The organism is Humidesulfovibrio sp., from assembly GCF_031082295.1.
GTDB lineage: Bacteria > Desulfobacterota > Desulfovibrionia > Desulfovibrionales > Desulfovibrionaceae > Humidesulfovibrio.
The window spans coordinates 1-16,282 of record NZ_JAVHLD010000045.1; the positions used below are offsets into that span (position 1 = coordinate 1).

General features: G+C 68.0%; 15 protein-coding genes. 4 read left to right on the forward strand and 11 right to left on the reverse strand.

Features of this window, described 5'->3' with window-relative positions:
• Nucleotides 1-41 precede the first annotated feature (41 nt).
• The 10 genes from RDU24_RS14830 to RDU24_RS14875 form a co-directional block, all read right to left on the reverse strand.
• The gene (locus tag RDU24_RS14830) at nucleotides 42-956 is read right to left on the reverse strand and encodes a DMT family transporter (protein WP_308736557.1); all 915 of its coding nucleotides are present in this window, start codon (nucleotides 954-956) and stop codon (nucleotides 42-44) included.
• A 75-nt stretch (nucleotides 957-1,031) separates the two neighbouring features.
• Complete coding sequence (locus RDU24_RS14835) at nucleotides 1,032-1,871, reverse strand: glutaminyl-peptide cyclotransferase (RefSeq protein WP_308736558.1); 840 nt, start codon at nucleotides 1,869-1,871, stop codon at nucleotides 1,032-1,034.
• A complete protein-coding gene (locus tag RDU24_RS14840; protein ID WP_308736559.1) occupies nucleotides 1,868-2,410 on the reverse strand; it encodes a chemotaxis protein CheD in 543 nt (180 codons plus the stop codon). The genes RDU24_RS14835 and RDU24_RS14840 overlap by 4 nt, the downstream gene beginning before the upstream one ends.
• Before the next feature lie 7 nt (nucleotides 2,411-2,417).
• Entirely contained in the window at nucleotides 2,418-2,768 is a 351-nt protein-coding gene (locus RDU24_RS14845) for a hypothetical protein (protein WP_308736560.1), read from the reverse strand.
• A gap of 15 nt (nucleotides 2,769-2,783) precedes the next feature.
• Nucleotides 2,784-4,889 (reverse strand): LamG domain-containing protein, encoded by a 2,106-nt coding sequence (locus RDU24_RS14850; protein WP_308736561.1) that lies wholly within the window; start codon nucleotides 4,887-4,889, stop codon nucleotides 2,784-2,786.
• Nucleotides 4,890-4,898: 9 nt separating this feature from the next.
• Nucleotides 4,899-5,402: a type II secretion system protein gene (locus RDU24_RS14855; RefSeq protein ID WP_308736562.1), complete on the reverse strand. Its 504-nt coding sequence runs from the start codon at nucleotides 5,400-5,402 to the stop codon at nucleotides 4,899-4,901.
• Nucleotides 5,403-5,410: 8 nt separating this feature from the next.
• Nucleotides 5,411-5,824: a type II secretion system protein gene (locus tag RDU24_RS14860; RefSeq protein ID WP_308736563.1), complete on the reverse strand. Its 414-nt coding sequence runs from the start codon at nucleotides 5,822-5,824 to the stop codon at nucleotides 5,411-5,413.
• Complete coding sequence (locus RDU24_RS14865; RefSeq protein WP_308736564.1) at nucleotides 5,814-6,326, reverse strand: pilus assembly FimT family protein; 513 nt, start codon at nucleotides 6,324-6,326, stop codon at nucleotides 5,814-5,816. Before RDU24_RS14865 ends, RDU24_RS14860 begins: the two co-directional genes overlap by 11 nt.
• Before the next feature lie 141 nt (nucleotides 6,327-6,467).
• Nucleotides 6,468-6,635 carry a hypothetical protein gene (locus tag RDU24_RS14870; RefSeq protein ID WP_308736565.1) on the reverse strand — a complete coding sequence of 56 codons (168 nt, stop codon included), beginning with the start codon at nucleotides 6,633-6,635 and terminating at the stop codon, nucleotides 6,468-6,470.
• A 155-nt stretch (nucleotides 6,636-6,790) separates the two neighbouring features.
• Nucleotides 6,791-7,180, reverse strand: coding sequence for a hypothetical protein (locus RDU24_RS14875; protein WP_308736566.1), 390 nt, complete (start codon nucleotides 7,178-7,180; stop codon nucleotides 6,791-6,793).
• Between the two features lie 225 nt (nucleotides 7,181-7,405).
• Between RDU24_RS14875 and RDU24_RS14880 the strand changes: the two genes are divergently transcribed.
• Complete coding sequence (locus RDU24_RS14880; protein ID WP_308736567.1) at nucleotides 7,406-7,987, forward strand: hypothetical protein; 582 nt, start codon at nucleotides 7,406-7,408, stop codon at nucleotides 7,985-7,987.
• Nucleotides 7,988-7,995: 8 nt separating this feature from the next.
• Nucleotides 7,996-11,577 (forward strand): EAL domain-containing protein, encoded by a 3,582-nt coding sequence (locus RDU24_RS14885; protein WP_308736568.1) that lies wholly within the window; start codon nucleotides 7,996-7,998, stop codon nucleotides 11,575-11,577.
• A 195-nt stretch (nucleotides 11,578-11,772) separates the two neighbouring features.
• Here RDU24_RS14885 and RDU24_RS14890 read toward each other — a convergent pair whose 3' ends face one another.
• The gene (locus tag RDU24_RS14890) at nucleotides 11,773-13,506 is read right to left on the reverse strand and encodes a lytic transglycosylase domain-containing protein (protein WP_308736569.1); all 1,734 of its coding nucleotides are present in this window, start codon (nucleotides 13,504-13,506) and stop codon (nucleotides 11,773-11,775) included.
• A gap of 180 nt (nucleotides 13,507-13,686) precedes the next feature.
• Between RDU24_RS14890 and rlmB the strand changes: the two genes are divergently transcribed.
• Nucleotides 13,687-15,003, forward strand: coding sequence for a 23S rRNA (guanosine(2251)-2'-O)-methyltransferase RlmB (gene rlmB, locus RDU24_RS14895; RefSeq protein ID WP_308736570.1), 1,317 nt, complete (start codon nucleotides 13,687-13,689; stop codon nucleotides 15,001-15,003).
• A 149-nt stretch (nucleotides 15,004-15,152) separates the two neighbouring features.
• Nucleotides 15,153-16,244, forward strand: coding sequence for a flavodoxin-dependent (E)-4-hydroxy-3-methylbut-2-enyl-diphosphate synthase (ispG, locus tag RDU24_RS14900; protein ID WP_308736571.1), 1,092 nt, complete (start codon nucleotides 15,153-15,155; stop codon nucleotides 16,242-16,244).
• Nucleotides 16,245-16,282 lie beyond the last annotated feature (38 nt).

Sequence of the window (16,282 nt, forward strand, 5' to 3'; positions counted from 1 at the left end):
CTGAAACAGCCCTTTCGGCGTACTGGGGAGTCCAGAGGGCCTCAGGCCCTTTGGCCGCCGGAGGCATCGTCCGTTCTTCCCCTGCTCTTGCCCTGTCCCAGCGCCACGCCGGTGAGGATGACGGCGCAGGCGGCGAGTTGTGCTGGCGCCAGGCTTTCGCCGAGCATGAGCCACCCTGCGAGCACGGCCACGGGCGGCACGAGGTTGATGGCTGCGGCGGCCTGTGCGGCGGGCAGCCGCACCACGGCCATGTTATAGAGTCCGAAGGCCCCGAGGGTGACGATGCCGCCGAGGTAGGCCACGGCGGTCCACGCTTCCGGTGGTGCGGAAAGGGCGACGGGCTGTGGCGAGGCCAGCCAGGCCGCGGGCAGGAAGAAGAGAGCCCCGGCAAAGGTCTGGATGCCGGTGAGGTGCCAGGAGTTGTAGCGGCTGGAGAGGTGCTTGAGCATCAGCATGTATCCGGCGGCGCAGCCCATGGCGAGCAGTTCGAGGATGTTGCCCAGGACCGGGTTGGGCGCGCTCTGGACGGCCTGTCCGGTGAGCGACAGCCAGACCACGCCCGCCAGGGACAGCCCGATGCCTGCGAGGGTGCGCGGGCTGATGGCCTCGTGCAGGAAGCCCCAGGCTCCGGCGGCAACGAGGAGCGGCACCAGCGACGAGATCATGCCGGCCTGGGCCGAGGTGGTGAGCTTGATGGCGTAGCTTTCCAGCACGAAGTACAGGCACGGCTGGAGCAGGCAGACGAGGGCCAGCAGCCTGGCGTCGCCGGGAGCGCGTCCGGCCTTGGGCACGCGGCTCCAGAACAGCGTCATGACCAGCGAGGCCAGGGCCATGCGCAGGAAGACCACGGTGAGCGGCGCGAAGCCGGTGAGGGCGATCTTCGTGGCCACGAAGCTGGTGCCCCAGAGCAGCACGGCCCCGGTCAGGCACAGGAGTGGGAGCAGTCGGTTGTTCATGGCCGCATTCTGCCAGGGGGTGTGGCGGTTGTATGGTACGAAATTGCGCTTTGGCGGAATTTTTCGCAGGCGGCGCTAGCGGGGCGGCTGGGCCAGCAGGGGCGGCAGGGCCAGGACGAAGATCTTGTCCCAGCGTTTGCCGGTGACGTAGAGGGTGCCGCTCGCGGGGTCGAAGGCGATGCCGTTGGCGCTGTCCGCCCCGGGGCGAAGCTCCCGGCGCAGCGGCGCGAGGTCCAGCCAGGCCGCCACCTGTCCCTGGTCGCGGACTCCCGGCGGGCGGATCACGGCGATGCGGTCCTGGTTCCAGACGTTGGCCAAAAGCCAGCCGTTCACCCATTCCAGCTCGTTCAGTTCGCGCACGGGGGTCTCGCCGTCGCGCACCGGCACGCGCCCCGTTTCCCGATAGTCCTTTGGCTCAAGCAGCCGCAAGCCGTCGGTGCCGTCGCTCAGGATGAGCCTCGCGCCGTCAGAGGCCAGGCCCCAGCCCTCGCCGCGCAGGGGGTGTTGGGAAAGCTGGCGCAGGGTGGCGGCGTCAAAGGTCAGGATGCGTCCCTCGCGCCAGGTGAGCAGCGCCAGCCGTGGCGGAGCGCCTTTGCTTGGCGGGCAGAGGGCCAGCCCTTCGGCGAAGAGCCTGCCTGGCAGCCTGGTGATGTGCCGCGCGCGTCCGGTTTGCGGGTCGACCCGGCGCAGGGTGGACGCGTTGTAGAGGCCTGTGCTCTCCACGAACTCGCCCTGGTGCAGGATGAGCCCCTGGGTGAAGGCGGTCTGGTCGTGGGGCAGGCGGCCTTGCACGCTGACGGCCAGAGTCGGGGCTTGGGGCGTGGCGGCGCGGGGGGGGGAAGCTGGCTGGAGCGCCAGAATGAGCGCGACGGCCACCGCAAGGGCGGAGAGCCGTGCCGCGCGCCGGAGTCTCACAGGCGCTCCTCCGGCGGCAGGGTGCGCAGCTCGTTGGGCGTCAGGCGCGTCAGCCAGACCTGGCCCGTGGCGCTGGCGAAGAACAGCTTGCGCCCGCGCGAGCCGAGGGTGTCCTCGGCCGAGATGCGCAGGCCGAAGCTTTTCAGCGCCGCCCGCGCGCTGTCCACGTTCTTTTTGCCCACGTCGAGCATGTCGCGCAGGGCCGCGGGCTGGTTGGAGATCATGGTGTTGGCCCCGCCGAAGAGCTTCACCACCAGTTCCGAGGCGTCCATGCCTTTGTCGCGGAAGCGCGCCACCAGGGAGGCCACGGCCTGGTCGGCGAAGGTGCAGGGGCGGTTGTGGGGGCGGGCCATGCTCACTTCCGGCAGCATGGCGTGGAACATGCCCCCGACGCGCCGCCCAGGATGGTGGAAGGTGGCGCAGACGCAGCTTCCGAGCACCGTTGTCAGCAGCATGGGGCGGGTGGCGAAGGCGCAGTCGCCGATGCTGACGTGGCCGATGGGCAGGCCAAGGGTGTTGAAGGCGTCGTTCCGGGGCATGGGCGCGCTATTTGTGGATGATGATGTCGCCGTAGATGACCTTGCCGCCGCCGGGCTTTTGGGCCGGCCCCTTGGCGGGGGCTTTGCCGTCGGTCTGGCCCTGGCCTCCTGCCTGGGCCTGAGCCTGCTTCACGGCGTCCACCGCGGCCTGGTTCTGCTGGTCGCTTTCGCGCATGGACTTGTTGAAGGACTCCACCGTGCCCGCAGGGTTCATGACGGCCTTGGCGGCGGTGGCGAGGTTGGTTGCGGATTGGGCGTTTTCGGGCTGGCCTGCGGCTGCGGCCTGCGGACCCACTGCCAGGGCCGGGGGGGCGGCCAACAGGATCGCCAGGGCCGCGAGGATGGCTACGTGTCGCATGGTGCGCTCCAGATATCAGGGATGGCCCAGGGCCATGTTGGCGATTTCCGTGGCCGTGAGGACGCGGTTGTACAGGTACACTTCATCCATGAGCCCCGCGAAGGGATAGCGGTTGAACCCCCACCAGCCTCCACCCCCGCCGACCCTGTTGCTGAACTGCGCGCCGAGAAGCAGGTCCCCGGCGCTGTTCTGCGCGGCGATGGAACCGGTGTTTGTCGCGGTGTTGCTCAAGACGCCGTTGATGTAGATCTTGATTTCCGAGGCGTCCCAGGTGGCGGCCACATGGTACCACTTGTCGTCGCTCGACAGGGCCGTGGCCGACTCCACGCTGCGGTAGGTCGTGCTGTCCTGGCTTATGTAGAGAGCGACCTTGCGGCCAGTGGTGAACTGCAGGGAGTAGGACTCGTCGCTGGAGTCGTTGTTTACGCCCTTGTGCACCAGCCCGGCCGTGTTCGAGTAGCTTTGGATGTTGATCCAGCAGGCGACGCTGCCCGTGGCGGTGAGGTCAAGGCTGTTGGAGTCGTTGACCTCGATGCGGTCGGTGCTGGAGCTGAAGCGCACCGCCGCGCAGTTGGGGCAGTTGATGCCCGGCACCCACTGCACGCCGTTCTGCAGGGTGCCGGAGTTGTTGTTGGTGGCGTTCATGTCGTGGGCCGTGGTGCCTGCGGCCTCGTAGAAGGACCAGCCCGCGACATAGTCCTGGGGTACCACGGGCAGCGTGGGAGCGGCCTTGTAGTAGAGCGAGAAATTGCTCAGGATGGCCAGCTGGGTGGCGCCGCCCGTGCCTTCCGTCCAGCCGAAGAAGACCTTGGTCAGCTTGCTGTGCATGTCCGCGGAGAGGTTGACCACGCTGGTGACGTCCGGCGGGCCGGTGTAGGGGATGGTGCAGTTGTTCAGGCCCGAGGGGTAGCTGTCGCCGGAGGTCTTCACCCAGGAACGGATCTGGTAGCAGTAGCTGCCGTCCTTGTTGGCCGTGGTCGAGCGGTCCATCTCATAACGGTAGTAGAACTTGCCGCCGCCCTTCATCCAGGAATTTGAGCCTCGGTAGTAGTAGCCGTCATAGCCCTCTCCGCTGCCGTCGCCGTTTTCGGAGTTCATGGGGCTCGTTGTCGAACCCGCCGTTCCCGCGCCGTGGCGGTTGTCGTCGTAGGTGGCGCTGCAGCCGGACACGGTCTGGGCGCCCCAGAACACGTGGGCCACATGGTCGCGGGAGTTGGCGTCGGCGCGGTTGCCGACGCTGCAGACCGAGCCCGTGCCGCTGTTTGTGTAGATGTCGAACTCCACGCCGAACTTGGGCGGCAGGATGCCCAGCCCGGAGGAGCCGAGCCCGCCGTAGCCCAGGAGCTCGCCCCGGCCGGTGTCGCCGCCGTTGCTTCTGGCGGTGTTCGTCTCGCCGCTCATGATGGTCCAGACGAAGCCGTCGCCCGTGGACCCGGAGGTGAACTGGAATTCGTAATAGGCGCACAGGCCGTTGCCCAGGGTGCAGTTGCCCTCGGTGCACACGTCCCTGCTGCCGGTGTACCAGACCGAGGCGCTGTTGGCGTACAGCGAGTTGCCCAGGCTGATGGTTTTGGCGACGGTGTCGACGGAGACGCCCTCTCCGCCGCTGAAGCCGGAAGTGGAGATAAAAGAATCCATGCCATCGGTGAAGCTTATGCCCTCGCCGGGGGTGCCGCCGCTCACAGCGGGCACGTTCACCGAGGTCGCGGTGGTGGTCGAGGCGTTGGTGCCCGGCATGTAGGAGGAGCCGCTGCAGGACGTGCCGACAGCCGAGACCGTGACCGTGCCGCTCCCGGCGTCCGTGACGGTCAGGGTGAAGGAGCCCGCGCTGCCGACGTTTTGGGTCATGCCGTTCAGCGTGGCGACCATGTTGGTCAGGGCTGGCTGGTCGGCCACGGTGCGCAGGCGGGCCGCGGCGTAGCGCACGCCGCTCTCGGCCATCATGCGGGCCTGGGCTGCGCAGTTGGGTGCGCTCACGCCCATGATGGACGCGCCGTAGCGGCTGGCCCCGGCCATGGCCAGCACGCCGAAGGCAACCAGGGTCAGGGCCAGGTAGACCATCACGCTGCCGCGCTGGGCGCGGGCGCTGTCCGGTGTCGTGGGCGTGCTGGGGTGGATCATGCCGGGCTCCTAGGAGTTGACGGGCGTGGCGGTGTTGCCGCGCGGCTTCACGGTGATGCGGAAGACCTCGCCCGCGGGTGCGTCGGTCATGGTGAAGGAGACGGTGAGGGTGCTGGCCCGGCCCGTGCCGCTGGAGCTCATGGCGCAGGTGCTGACCCCGCCGAGAAGGGTATAGGCCGTGCCGCCCGAGGTCGGCGTCAGGGTGATGGCTCCGCCGGAGAACGCCAGGGTGCGCGTGCCGGGCAGTTCAGTCTTGCTGGTTGTGTAGCTGATGCTCACCGGGCTGGCCGTCACCTGGATGGCGCCGCCTGGGCCTCCGTTGGCGTCGCGCAGTTCGATGGCGATGCGCTCCAGCGCGATCTGGGCGCTCACGCCAGCGTTGTCGGCGTTCCTGGCGTTGAAGAAGCCGCGAGCCCCAAGCGAGATGACCGTGGCCGTGCCGATGCCGATGACGCCGAGGATGACGATGCAGGCGATGAGCTCGATGAGGGTGAAGCCGGCCTGTTTTCGCATGGGGCGCCCTAGAAATCGACCTTGTTGTCGTCGGCGGCGGTGCGCGTCTGGGGGAGCAGCGTGGTGTAGGAGGTGTTCCCCGCCGTGGTGGTGACCACCAGGGCGCGCACGCCGTTCCAGTCGCTGTTGTCGACGATGGTCACGTTGCTGTTGCTGCCGTAGTCGGCCTTCAGCCCGTCCAGGTCCGCGAAGGATGTGTCGTCGTTCACCCTGTTGTTGAAGTTGGCCACCACGGCCTCCATGGTCGCCTCGGCGTCGGCGGCGTCCCTGGCGATGGTGGCCGGGTTGCTGGAGCGCACGAGCTGCGTGCCCATGAGGTTCAGCACCAGCGCGGCCAGAAGGCCCATGACGGTGATGATGACGATGACCTCGAGCAGGGTGAAACCCCGGGCCTCGTGGTGTGTGCGGCGCTTACGGGACATAGCCGGTCTCCGGGGTGATGGTGAGGGTGCCGGTGGTGCCGCCTGCGGTGACGCTGATGCTGGCCGGGGTGTTGAGCTTGGTCGGCGTGGCCCCGCTGTAGGGGATGCCGAAGCCGTCGAAATACCATGTGCCGGTGGTCAGGCCCAGGCTTTTTCCGGCCAGGGAGACGAGCTTGCTGGTTTCCCCGGGCAGGGCCAGGTGCATGGTGGTGGCCGCGGGGTCGCTGCCGCGAAAGGCCCAATAGTTGGTGCCGTCGCAGCTGAACCCGTGCGTGGTGCCGCTCTTCATGGCGCGGAGCTGCACGAAGCGGATCTGGGCGCGGATCTCGGACATGCGGCCCAACTCCCGCCCGCCCAGGTTGCCCCAGCTCGACGCGGCGACGGCGGAAAGGATGCCCAGGACGATGATGACGGTGATGAGCTCGATGAGCGTGAAACCGCCGCAGCGCAAGGAATCCGTGCGCCCGTCCTGTGACCCAGGGGGTGGGGTGTCGTGGGTCATGCAGCTCCTCCGTACCGGAGGTGTGCAATAACCAAGCCTGCCCGCGCCGGGCAAATCTTGCCATTCATGCGGCTGATATAGCCCGGCGCAGCCGTCGATGCAAGGTCGACGCTCGAGAAGATGGTCGAGGAGTCTTGCGGACTAGGCCTTGCGGATCTCCACGTAGCCGGAGGTGATGGAGCGGATGTGCTGTTCGCGCTTGAGCTCCACGTCCAGCAGCTTCTGCGAGGTGAAGAGGACGTCTTCCTTTTTCTTGCCGGGGCCGATGAACACCAGCTGATAGGTGGCGGGCTCTTTGGTCTTGCTCATGGTGACTCCGTTCATGCCCTGGGGGCGTTATGTTGTTTTGGCGGCGCTCGGCCGGGCGGGCCCGGACGAACGGGCCGGGCTTGGCCCGTGTGCGTCGAGGGCGGAAAATAACCACTTGCCCAGGCGTTGGCAAGGTGTCTTGGCGCCCGCGCGGATCACTTCTTCTTGCCGGCGGTCGCCCCAGGGGAGTCGTCGTCCGGGCTTTTGATGGAGTAGTCGAGCAGGCGCACCACCCGGTACTCGCGTTCCTGGCCGACAATCACGGCCCTGGCCTGGATGTGCCGCCCGGCGAAGCGCGAGAGGTCCGCGCCCTGGACCATGAAGTAGCCCTGGGAGCTGTCCTTGATGAAGGTCTTGTCCAGCCCCGCGGCCACCCGGCCGGACAGCTCCACGCTCTCGCCCTTGGGCTGCTGCTGGGCGGAGGCCGTACCGGCGGAGGCCTTGGCCGCGGGCTTGCGGGCCAGGGCGCCGGGTGCGGCTGCGCAGATGATCCACAGGGCGAGCACGGTGCAGAAGGCCAGGGCGTGACGGCTGGTGGGGCGCATGTGGGCTCCTTGGTCCCGGCGCGGGCGCGTAAGCCTCCCGCCGCGGGTGATTTGCCGCATGTGAACATGGAACGGCGCCGGAGTCCATTATTTTGCGCAAGGCAAGCCCGCACGGCGGTTCCCGTCTCTTGCGGAGCGTGTTGCTTTGGGCTACAAAAAGCGTTGGCGCTTGGCTGTCCGCGCCGTATTTTCGCACCGCAGAACCGGTCCCGAGGGGGAGTCATCATGATGAGCAGAAAAAATATTCGCACCGCGCTTCCCGCCCTTGTCATCGCCCTGGCCATGCTGCTGGGGGCTTGCGCCTCCAACACAGTCGTGCAGCTGCGCTACCAGCCCTCCACGCCCAAGGCCGGGCAGGTCTGCGCCCAGACCTTCACCGTGCTGCCCTTTGTGGACAAGCGTGCCGATACCTTGACCATCGGCACCCTGGGCGACGGCAAGCGCTATTACGCCGAGAACGATCCCGTCGAGTGGGTCAGCTGGGCCATGTTCGAGGAGCTGAAGGCACGCGGCTGCGACGTGAAGTACCGCGAAAAGCCGGACGGCACGCCGCTTGTCGGTTACGTCGTGTCCGGCTCCTTCGATAAGATCAACGTGGACCGGGCGGCGAGCCTGACCGTGAAGGCCGACCTGCGCCTGAACGTGAAGCTTGAGAAGGACGGCCAGTTCATCGCCGAGAACGTCTACTCCGGCTCGCGTGAGGACCTTGGCGTCACCGTGGTCCAGGCCGCGCAGAGCGTGTTGGCCACAACCCTGCAGTACCTCCTGCAGGACGCCGCCACCAACGTGGTCAAGGCGGCCAAGTAGCAGCGCCTGTGTCCGGGCCGGCCACACGCTCCCCCCTCCGGCTCCGGCCAGCCGCCGTCATCCTTGCGGATGCCGGAGCCCGGAGGCCGTGGCGTCCGCCTGGCCCTGGCCTGGCTCTCCGCGTCAGCTTTCCTGGCGCCCGGCTGTTTGGCGCGCTTTTTTTCTGCTGCCTGCTGGCGGTGGCGGCCATCCTCGCCTGGACGCCTCCGGCCTGGGCCGGAGGGGAAGGGCGGCCCCTGGTCCTGGTCCACCCCGGCGACAATCCCCCCTACTGCTTCCGTGACGAGCACGGCCAGCCCGCAGGACTCCTGGTGGATTACTGGCGGCTGTGGGGCGAAAAGGCCGGGGTCGAGGTGCGCGTCTCCCTGGCCGAGGGCGGAGACGCCTTGGTCCAGGTGGCCACGGGCCAGGCCGACGCCGTGGCGGGCATTCCCTTCACCGCGACCCTGGAGGACACTTTCGCCTTCACCCGGCCCCTGCTCGACATGGGCATCGGCGTCTTCGCCGTCAGCGGGAGGGATGGGCTGACGCGGGAACAGCTGGAGACCCAGAGCGCAGCTGTCGGACTGGTGCAGAGCGACCCCGCCGCCGCCTTTCTTGCGGCAACCTACCCGAATCTGCGGCAGGAATATTTCCCCGACCTGAACGTGCTGGCCGCGGCCGCCTCCCTTGGGCAGGTGCGCGTGGTGGCCGGGCCGGTGCTCGGGCTGCGCTATCACCTGTCCGCGCAGGACGGGGGGCCGCATTTTGAGCTTGTGCGGGCTTTCCCCGGCGTGCAATTGCGCGCCGCAGTGCTTCGTGGAGACGCCAAGCTCCTGGCCCGCCTGAACGAGGGCATGGCCGCCATCAGCCAGGACGACGTGCGCGGGTTGGAGCGCAAATGGTCCAAGCCGGAATGGCACGTGCCCGCCTGGGGCTTGGCCTTGGCGGCCTGCGCCACGCTGCTGGCCATTTCGCTGTGGCTGGTGCTGCGCGTGCGGCGCGTGCGCTCCTGGGCAGAGGTCCGCATCCGCGAGGCCGACCTCCTGCGCGAGAACCTCCTGGCCGAGATGACCCGCCACCGCAAGACCCAGGACATGCTCCTGGCGGCCATCGACCAGTCGCCTCTGGGCATCGTGCTGGGCTATCCCAACGGCACCGAGCAGTCCATTCTGAACCACGAGGCCCTGCGGCTGCTGGGCATGAGCGAAGCCATGGCCATTGGCGCCCGGCCTGAGGACCGCCCGTTTCGCGTCTTCCTGCCAAACGGCGCGCCGGTGGCCATAGACGACCTCCCCCTCGACCGGGCGCTGGCCTACGGGGAGACCAAGGAAAACGTGGAGCTGCGCCTGGAACTGGCCGACGGCTCTGAACGTTGGATCTCGGCCAACGCCGCCCCCGTGCGCGACGCCCACGGCGAGATCCGCGCGGCGGTGCTGGTCTTCAGCGACATCACCGAGAGCCGCCAGACCGCCCGCGAACTGGCGCGCTTCAAGTTCTTCCTCGAGTCCGGCGTGGAGGAAGTCTACCTGGTGCGCCCCGACGGCGTGCTCTCCTATGTCAACGAGGCCGTGGCCAGGAGCCTGGGCTACCAGCGCGCCGACCTTTTGGGGCAGCCCCTGTCCTTCATCGCGCCGAGCTACGTCCAGGAGGCCGTGCAGGTTCTGCTGCGCCAGGTGCGCGGCGGCCAGCGCACCTTTGAGCTGGTGCAGATGACCCGCTCCGGCGGGTACGTGCTCAAGGAGATCAAGGCCTTCTACATGCGCTCCGGCGAGGAGGAGTTCATTTGCGCCTTCGGCCAGGACATCACCGAGCGCAAGCGCATGCAGGACGAGCTTGAGAGCACGCGCGCCCTGTTCAGCGCGGCCATGGAGCAGGCACTGACGGGCATCGCCATCGCGGACGCGGCTACGGGCCGGATAATCGTGGCCAACCATGCCGTGGCGGAAATGGTGGGTCTCACACCGGTGGACCTAGAGCGCATGCACATGGGCGAGCACCTGCCCGACTGGCATTTCTCGAGCGAAGTCGGCGAAGTCATCCCGGCTTCGGAAAGTCCGCTGATCCGTTCGATTGCGCGCGGGGAGACCACCCGCGACCTGGTGGTGCGTTTCCAGCCCGAGGGCCGCCCGGAACGCTGGCTGCTGATCAACGCCGCGCCCATCCGGGCGGCGGATGGCGCCATTCTGGCGGGCATCATGGTCCTGGCCGATATCTCCTCGCGCAAGCAGATGGAGGCCCAGCTCCTGTTCAAGGCCCAGCACGACGCCCTCACCGGCCTGGCCAACCGCACCCTGTGCCTGGAGACCATCCAACATCTGCTGGCCAATTCCCAGCGCCGCAACACGCTTTTCGCCGTGGCCTTCGTGGACCTGGACCGCTTCAAGATGCTGAACGACAGCCTGGGCCACTCCTTTGGCGACCGCGTGCTGGTGGAGGCCGCCCGCCGGCTGGTGCTCGGCCTGCGCGGGCAGGGCCAGGTCTGCCGGTTCGGCGGGGACGAGTTCGTGCTCATCGTGGAGGAGCCCGCCTCGGCCGAGGAGGCCCAGGCGGTCATCCGCAGCGCGCTGGACAGCCTGTGCTCGGCCTTCAGCGTGGATGGCCAGGAAGTGCGCCTCACGGCCAGCGTGGGCGTTGTGGTCGGCCCCACGGCGGACAGCCCCAAGGCCGAGGACATCCTGCAGAACGCCGACATGGCCATGCACCGCGCCAAGGACACCGGACGCGACCGCATCCGCATGTTCCACCCGGGCATGCTGCGCCGGGCCAGAGAGCTTTTGGCGCTGGACGCCGACATGCGCCGGGCGCTCGAGCACAACGAGTTCCTCGTGTACTACCAGCCGGTGATGTCCGTCAGCGGGGAGCACACCCTCGGCTTCGAGGCCCTGGTGCGCTGGAAGAGCCCCACGCGCGGACTTGTCACGCCGCACTCCTTCATCCCCCACGCCGAGGAGTCCGGGCTCATCGTGCCCTTGGGCGAGCTGGTGCTGCGGCGCGCCTGCGCCACCATGGCCGCCTGGCGGGAGCGCTATCCCGCAGCGCGGAGCATGACCCTGGCCGTGAACCTCTCGGCCCGCCAGTTCACCCAGCGCGACATCGTGGAGACCGTGCGCCAGGTCCTGCGCGAGAGCGGACTGCCGCCCGCCTGGCTCAAGCTGGAGCTCACGGAGTCCACCCTCATGGGCGATCCCGAGGCCGCGCTCTCGTCCATGCGCAGGCTCAAGGCGCTGGGCGTGTCCCTGGCCATCGACGATTTCGGCACGGGCTACTCCTCCCTGGCCTATCTGCAGCGCTTCCCCGTTGACGTGCTGAAGATCGACCGCTCCTTTGTGCAGGACCTCCAGCGCGAGGAGTCAGACAGCCGCGAGCTGGCCCGGGCCATCATGGCCCTGGCGCGCAGCCTGCGCCTGGGCGTCGTGGCCGAGGGCGTGGAGACCCGCGAACAGCTCGACCTTCTGGCCGAGCTGGGCTGCGAGGCCGTGCAGGGCTTCTACTTCTCGCCGCCCTTGCCGGAGGCCGGGGTGCCGGAGTTCCTGGGGCCGCTGGCCGAGAATTCCGACGCCGAGACTGGCGCCGAGAGTGGCGCTGCCGACTCTGACGCCGACCGCTGAGTCGCCCATCTGCCTTCGGCCTGCCCCTTCCGCCCGTCTGCTCGGACGCTTCCCCGTTGTAGCCCAACCTGTAGGAGCTGGCGCGCTTGCGGCGTGCGCAAACGCGGCCGATATCGGCCCCTGGCGCAAAAGAAAACGACCGCCAGGCGCGGAAGGCCGGGCGGTCGTTTTGCGTGGATTCGGGTAGCTGCGCGGCTAGCGCTGGCGGACCTTGAGGTTCTCGCCGATGCGCACGTCGCTGCCCTTGATCTTGTTCCAGTCCTTCAGATCCTTCAGGGCCACGCCGAACTTGCGCGACACGCTGAACAGGGTGTCGCCCTGGCGAACGGTGTAGCGGGTGACCTGGTCGCGGGCCTTGGCGGCCTGGGCCCTGGTCTTCTTGGTGTCCTTGGCGGAGGAGTCGGGGATGGACAGGCGCATGCCGGGCTTGACGCCCTTGGAGGTGCTGATGCCGTTGGCCGCCAGCAGGGTCTTCACGCTGACCTTGTACTTTTTGCTGATGGACCAGACGTTGTCGTTCTTGCCCACCACGTAGTTGGCGCGGCTGGAGGCGATGCCGCGGGTCCTTTTCAGGCGCTCGGGCATGGCCTCGCCCGTGCTGCTGGCCGGGATCTTGAGGCACTGGCCGGGAGCAAGGGCCTGGGCACTGTTGCCGTTGATCTGGCAGATGACTTCCTGCGGCACTTGGTAGCGTTTGGCCACCGCCCGCAGGGATTCGCCCTTCTTCACCTGGTGGGTGATGAAGCCCTCGACGGGGCGCATGCCCGGGTTCTCCAGGTAGGCCAGCATGGGGGCCTTCTTTTCCACCGGGATGGCCACGGTGACGGTGCGGTCCGGGGGGCTGACCTGGCGGCGGAAGGCCGGGTTCAGCAGGTGGAACTCGTCCCAGGTGAGGCCGCCGGACTTGGCCAGGGCCAGAAGGTCGGTTCCGCCGGGCACGCTCACGCGCTCAAGCATGGGCGCGGTGTCCCAGCGCACGGGCTCGAAGCCCAGGGCCTCCAGGTTCTGGAAGATCTTGGTGATGGCGATGAACTTGGGCACGTAGTTCTGGGTTTCCGGCTTCAGGCGCGCGCGGCGGTTGAGGCGGTTGTTGTTGTGCACCAGCTCCAGGAAGTCGTCGGCGTCCGTGCCGGCGAGCGCGCGAGAGATCTTGCCCTCGCCCGCGTTGTAGGCGGCCAGGGCCAGGTACCAGTCGCCGAACATGTCGTTCAGGAAGGCCAGGTACTTGCCCGCGGCCTCGGTGGCCAGGGCGGGGTCGCGGCGTTCGTCGATCCACCAGTCCACGTTGAGGCCGAACTTGCGCCCGGTGTAGGGCATGAACTGCCACATGCCGCCCGCGCCAGCCCAGGAGTAGGCGTAGCAGTTGTAGCCGGACTCGGCGAAGGGCAGCATGGCCAGGTCCTGGGGCAGGCCGTTTCTGACCAGCGACTCGCGCACATGGGGAAGATGGCGTTCAGCGCGCTTGAGCCAGCGGGCGAAGGTCTCGCGCGCAGGGCCGGTGTAGTAGGCGAAATAGCGCTCCACTTCCTTGGAGTCGAAAAGGTCGAGGTCGAAGTCCAGGCCGGACTTCTCGCTCAGGATGCGGCGCTGCTCCGGGGTGAGCTGGAGCTCCTCGGCCATGGGCGGGGTGGTGACTTCGGGTTCAAGCATGGTGCCGGTCTGGCCGGGGGTCAAAGGCACGGCGGACATGTCCGGCTCAAGGTCGGCGTTTTCGTCCAGGATGGCGGGTTTCGCCATGGGCTTTGCGGGGTTGCGGGTCTGGGCCGAGGCGAGGGTCGGCTGCGGGAGGGAGCTGGTCTGGAGATTTTGGGCTCCCTGGGCCTTGACAGGGTCGGTGATGTCGCTATTCATGGTCGAGCACGACCATAGGCCCGTGGTGAGGGCGATGAGGCCCAGCACGGGCAGTAATTTTCGCATGCTTATGGACATAGGAATGGTTTCCTCCGGTCGGCGGCGCGGGTGGAGAGAAGGCTCCTGAGATTGGGGCCACTTACGTGAAGTAGAAACCCCGTGCGCCGATTTTTGGATACGCAAAAAGACACCACACAATACACCTGTTTTTTCTCTCTGGCAAGCCAGACCGGCCTGTCCGAGCCCCTGAGGTAACCCATGGCAGATTCAAGAAAACCTTCCCGTCCCAGCTCTCCGCGCAAACCTGGCCCGGCACGAAAATCACGCCCCGGACAGGGCAAGCGCGAGGACAGCGACTGGAGCTCCAGCGGCCCCAAAAAATCTGGCGGACCCAAACGCTCCGGCGGCCCCAAGCCGGCCGGAAGCGGCTACGCCCCCGGCAAGCCCACGGGCAAGCCGGGTTCCAAGTTCGGCGGCAAGCCGGCGGGCAAGCCCGGCGAGAAGGGCTCCGCCGCCCGTGACGACCGCCGTGACGACCGCCGTGACGACCGTCGTCCGGCCCCGAAAAGCCCCGCCAAGGACGCCGCCCGCAAGGTGAACAACGACTTCGACATCGACATCGATTTCGACTTCGAGCGCGATCCCAACGAAGCGCCCGCCGCCTTCCCCAAGCCCGTGCGGCCCGCACGGTCCTCCGCCGGGGCCAAGTCCGGCGAGCGCGACCAGCGCCAGGACCGTCCACGCTACGACAAGTCCGACAAGTCCGACAAGTCCGGCAGGCCCGCCTTCGCCAAGGCCGCCCCGCGCGCCGACTCCCGCTCCGGCCCCCGTGCCGATGACGCCGAGCCGGAGGACGGCAAGAGCATCACCGCCGGGCGCAACCCCGTGCGCGAACTGCTCGAAACCTCGCCCAAGCGCATCGACACCGTGCTGGTGCGCAAAGGCCAGCGCGACGCCAAGGTGCAGGAGATCGTCACCCTGGCCGACGAGAACCGCATCAAGGTCCAGTTCGTGGACGACCTGACCCTGCGCCGGCTTTACTCCGGCAGCCACCAGGGCGTGGTGGCCATCACCGCCGCCGTGGAATACGCCGAGCTTGACCTGCTCATCAGCACCGTCAAGGACGCGCCACTGCCCGTGCTCCTCGCCCTTGACCAGGTGCAGGACCCCGGCAACCTCGGCGCCATGGCCCGCACCGCCTGGGCCATGGGCGCGGCCGGGATCATCGTGCCGCGGCACGGCGGGGCCTACATCGGGGCCGGAGCCATGCGCTCCAGCGCCGGTGCGCTCCACCACCTGCCCGTGGCCCGCGTCACCAACCTGTCCCAGACGCTGGACGCCTGCGCCGACGCCGGGCTGTCCATCCTCTGCGCCGATGCCGAAGGCGACAACCTTTACACCGCCACCATCCACCTGCCCGCCGTGCTCGTCATGGGCGGCGAGGGCAAAGGCGTGCGCCACGGCGTGGGCAAACACTGCCAGCAGCGCCTCGCCATCCCGCTCAAGCGCAGCTTCGACTCCCTCAACGTCGCCCAAGCCGCCGCCATCTGTTTGGCACGGCTGGGCCAACTGTAATAAGATGATATGCCGGGGGGCCTGAGGCCCCCCAGCCTCCCACATTGCGCCGAAAGGGCTGTTTCAGGAGGAACCTGGGGCAGCCCTTTCGGCTTGTGTGGGCACGCGGCACTTGGCGAATGCCGGGAAATGCGCTAGTCGTCGCGCTTATGTTGACACGCAAGCATACCCGTACGCTGAACGTTGGCGCAGTGGGCGTGGGCGGAGGCAATCCTGTCCGCGTGCAGAGCATGACCAACGTGGACACGCGCGACGTGCTTTCCGCCTCGGCCCAGGTGGCGGAGCTGGCGCGCGCCGGGTGCGAGATCGTGCGTCTGGCGGTGCCGGACGAGGCCGCCGCCAAGGCGCTTGCCGCCATCCGCAAAAGCTCCCCCGTGCCGCTCATCGCGGACATCCACTTCGACCACCGGCTGGCGCTCATGGCGCTTCAGGCGGGCGTCGACGGCCTGCGCATCAACCCCGGCAACATCGGCGGCAAGGCCAAGGTGGACGCGGTGGTGCGCGCGGCGGCCGAGCGCGGCGTGCCCATCCGCATCGGGGTGAACTCCGGCTCGGTGGAGAAGGCGCTGCTGGCGCGTTTCGGCGGGCCGACGCCGGAGGCAATGGTGGAGAGCGCGCTGGGGCATGTGGCGCTGCTGGAGAAGCGGGGCTTCCACGACATCAAGATTTCGCTCAAGTCGTCCAGCGTGCTGCACACCATCGAGGCCTACCAGCTTTTGAGCGCGCGGGTGGACTATCCGCTGCACATCGGCGTGACCGAGGCCGGGACGCTCTTGCCCGGCGCGGTGAAGAGCGCCGTGGGCCTGGGCGTGCTGCTGCATCAGGGCATCGGCGACACGTTGCGCGTGTCCTTGACCCACGACCCGGTGGCCGAGATCGGCGTGGCCTTTGACATTTTGCGGGCGCTGGGCCTGCGCGAGCGCGGGCCGGAGGTCATCAGCTGTCCCACCTGCGGGCGCACGGAGATCGGGCTCATCGAGCTGGCCGAGGAAGTGCAGCGCAGGCTGCGCGACGTGCCCGAGGTCTTCAAGGTGGCGGTCATGGGCTGCGTGGTCAACGGACCCGGCGAGGCGCGCGAGGCCGACATCGGCATCGCCGGGGGCCGGGGCGTGGGCATCGTGTTCCGCAAGGGCGAAGTGATCCGGAAAATTCGCGGCGAGGAGAACCTGCTGCCCGAGTTCATGAAGGAAGTGGAGATTTTTTTGAGCGAGATGAGAGCCTCCAGCGGCCAAAGGGCCTGAGGCCCTTTGGAATCCCCATATCAAGCGAAAGGGCTTGG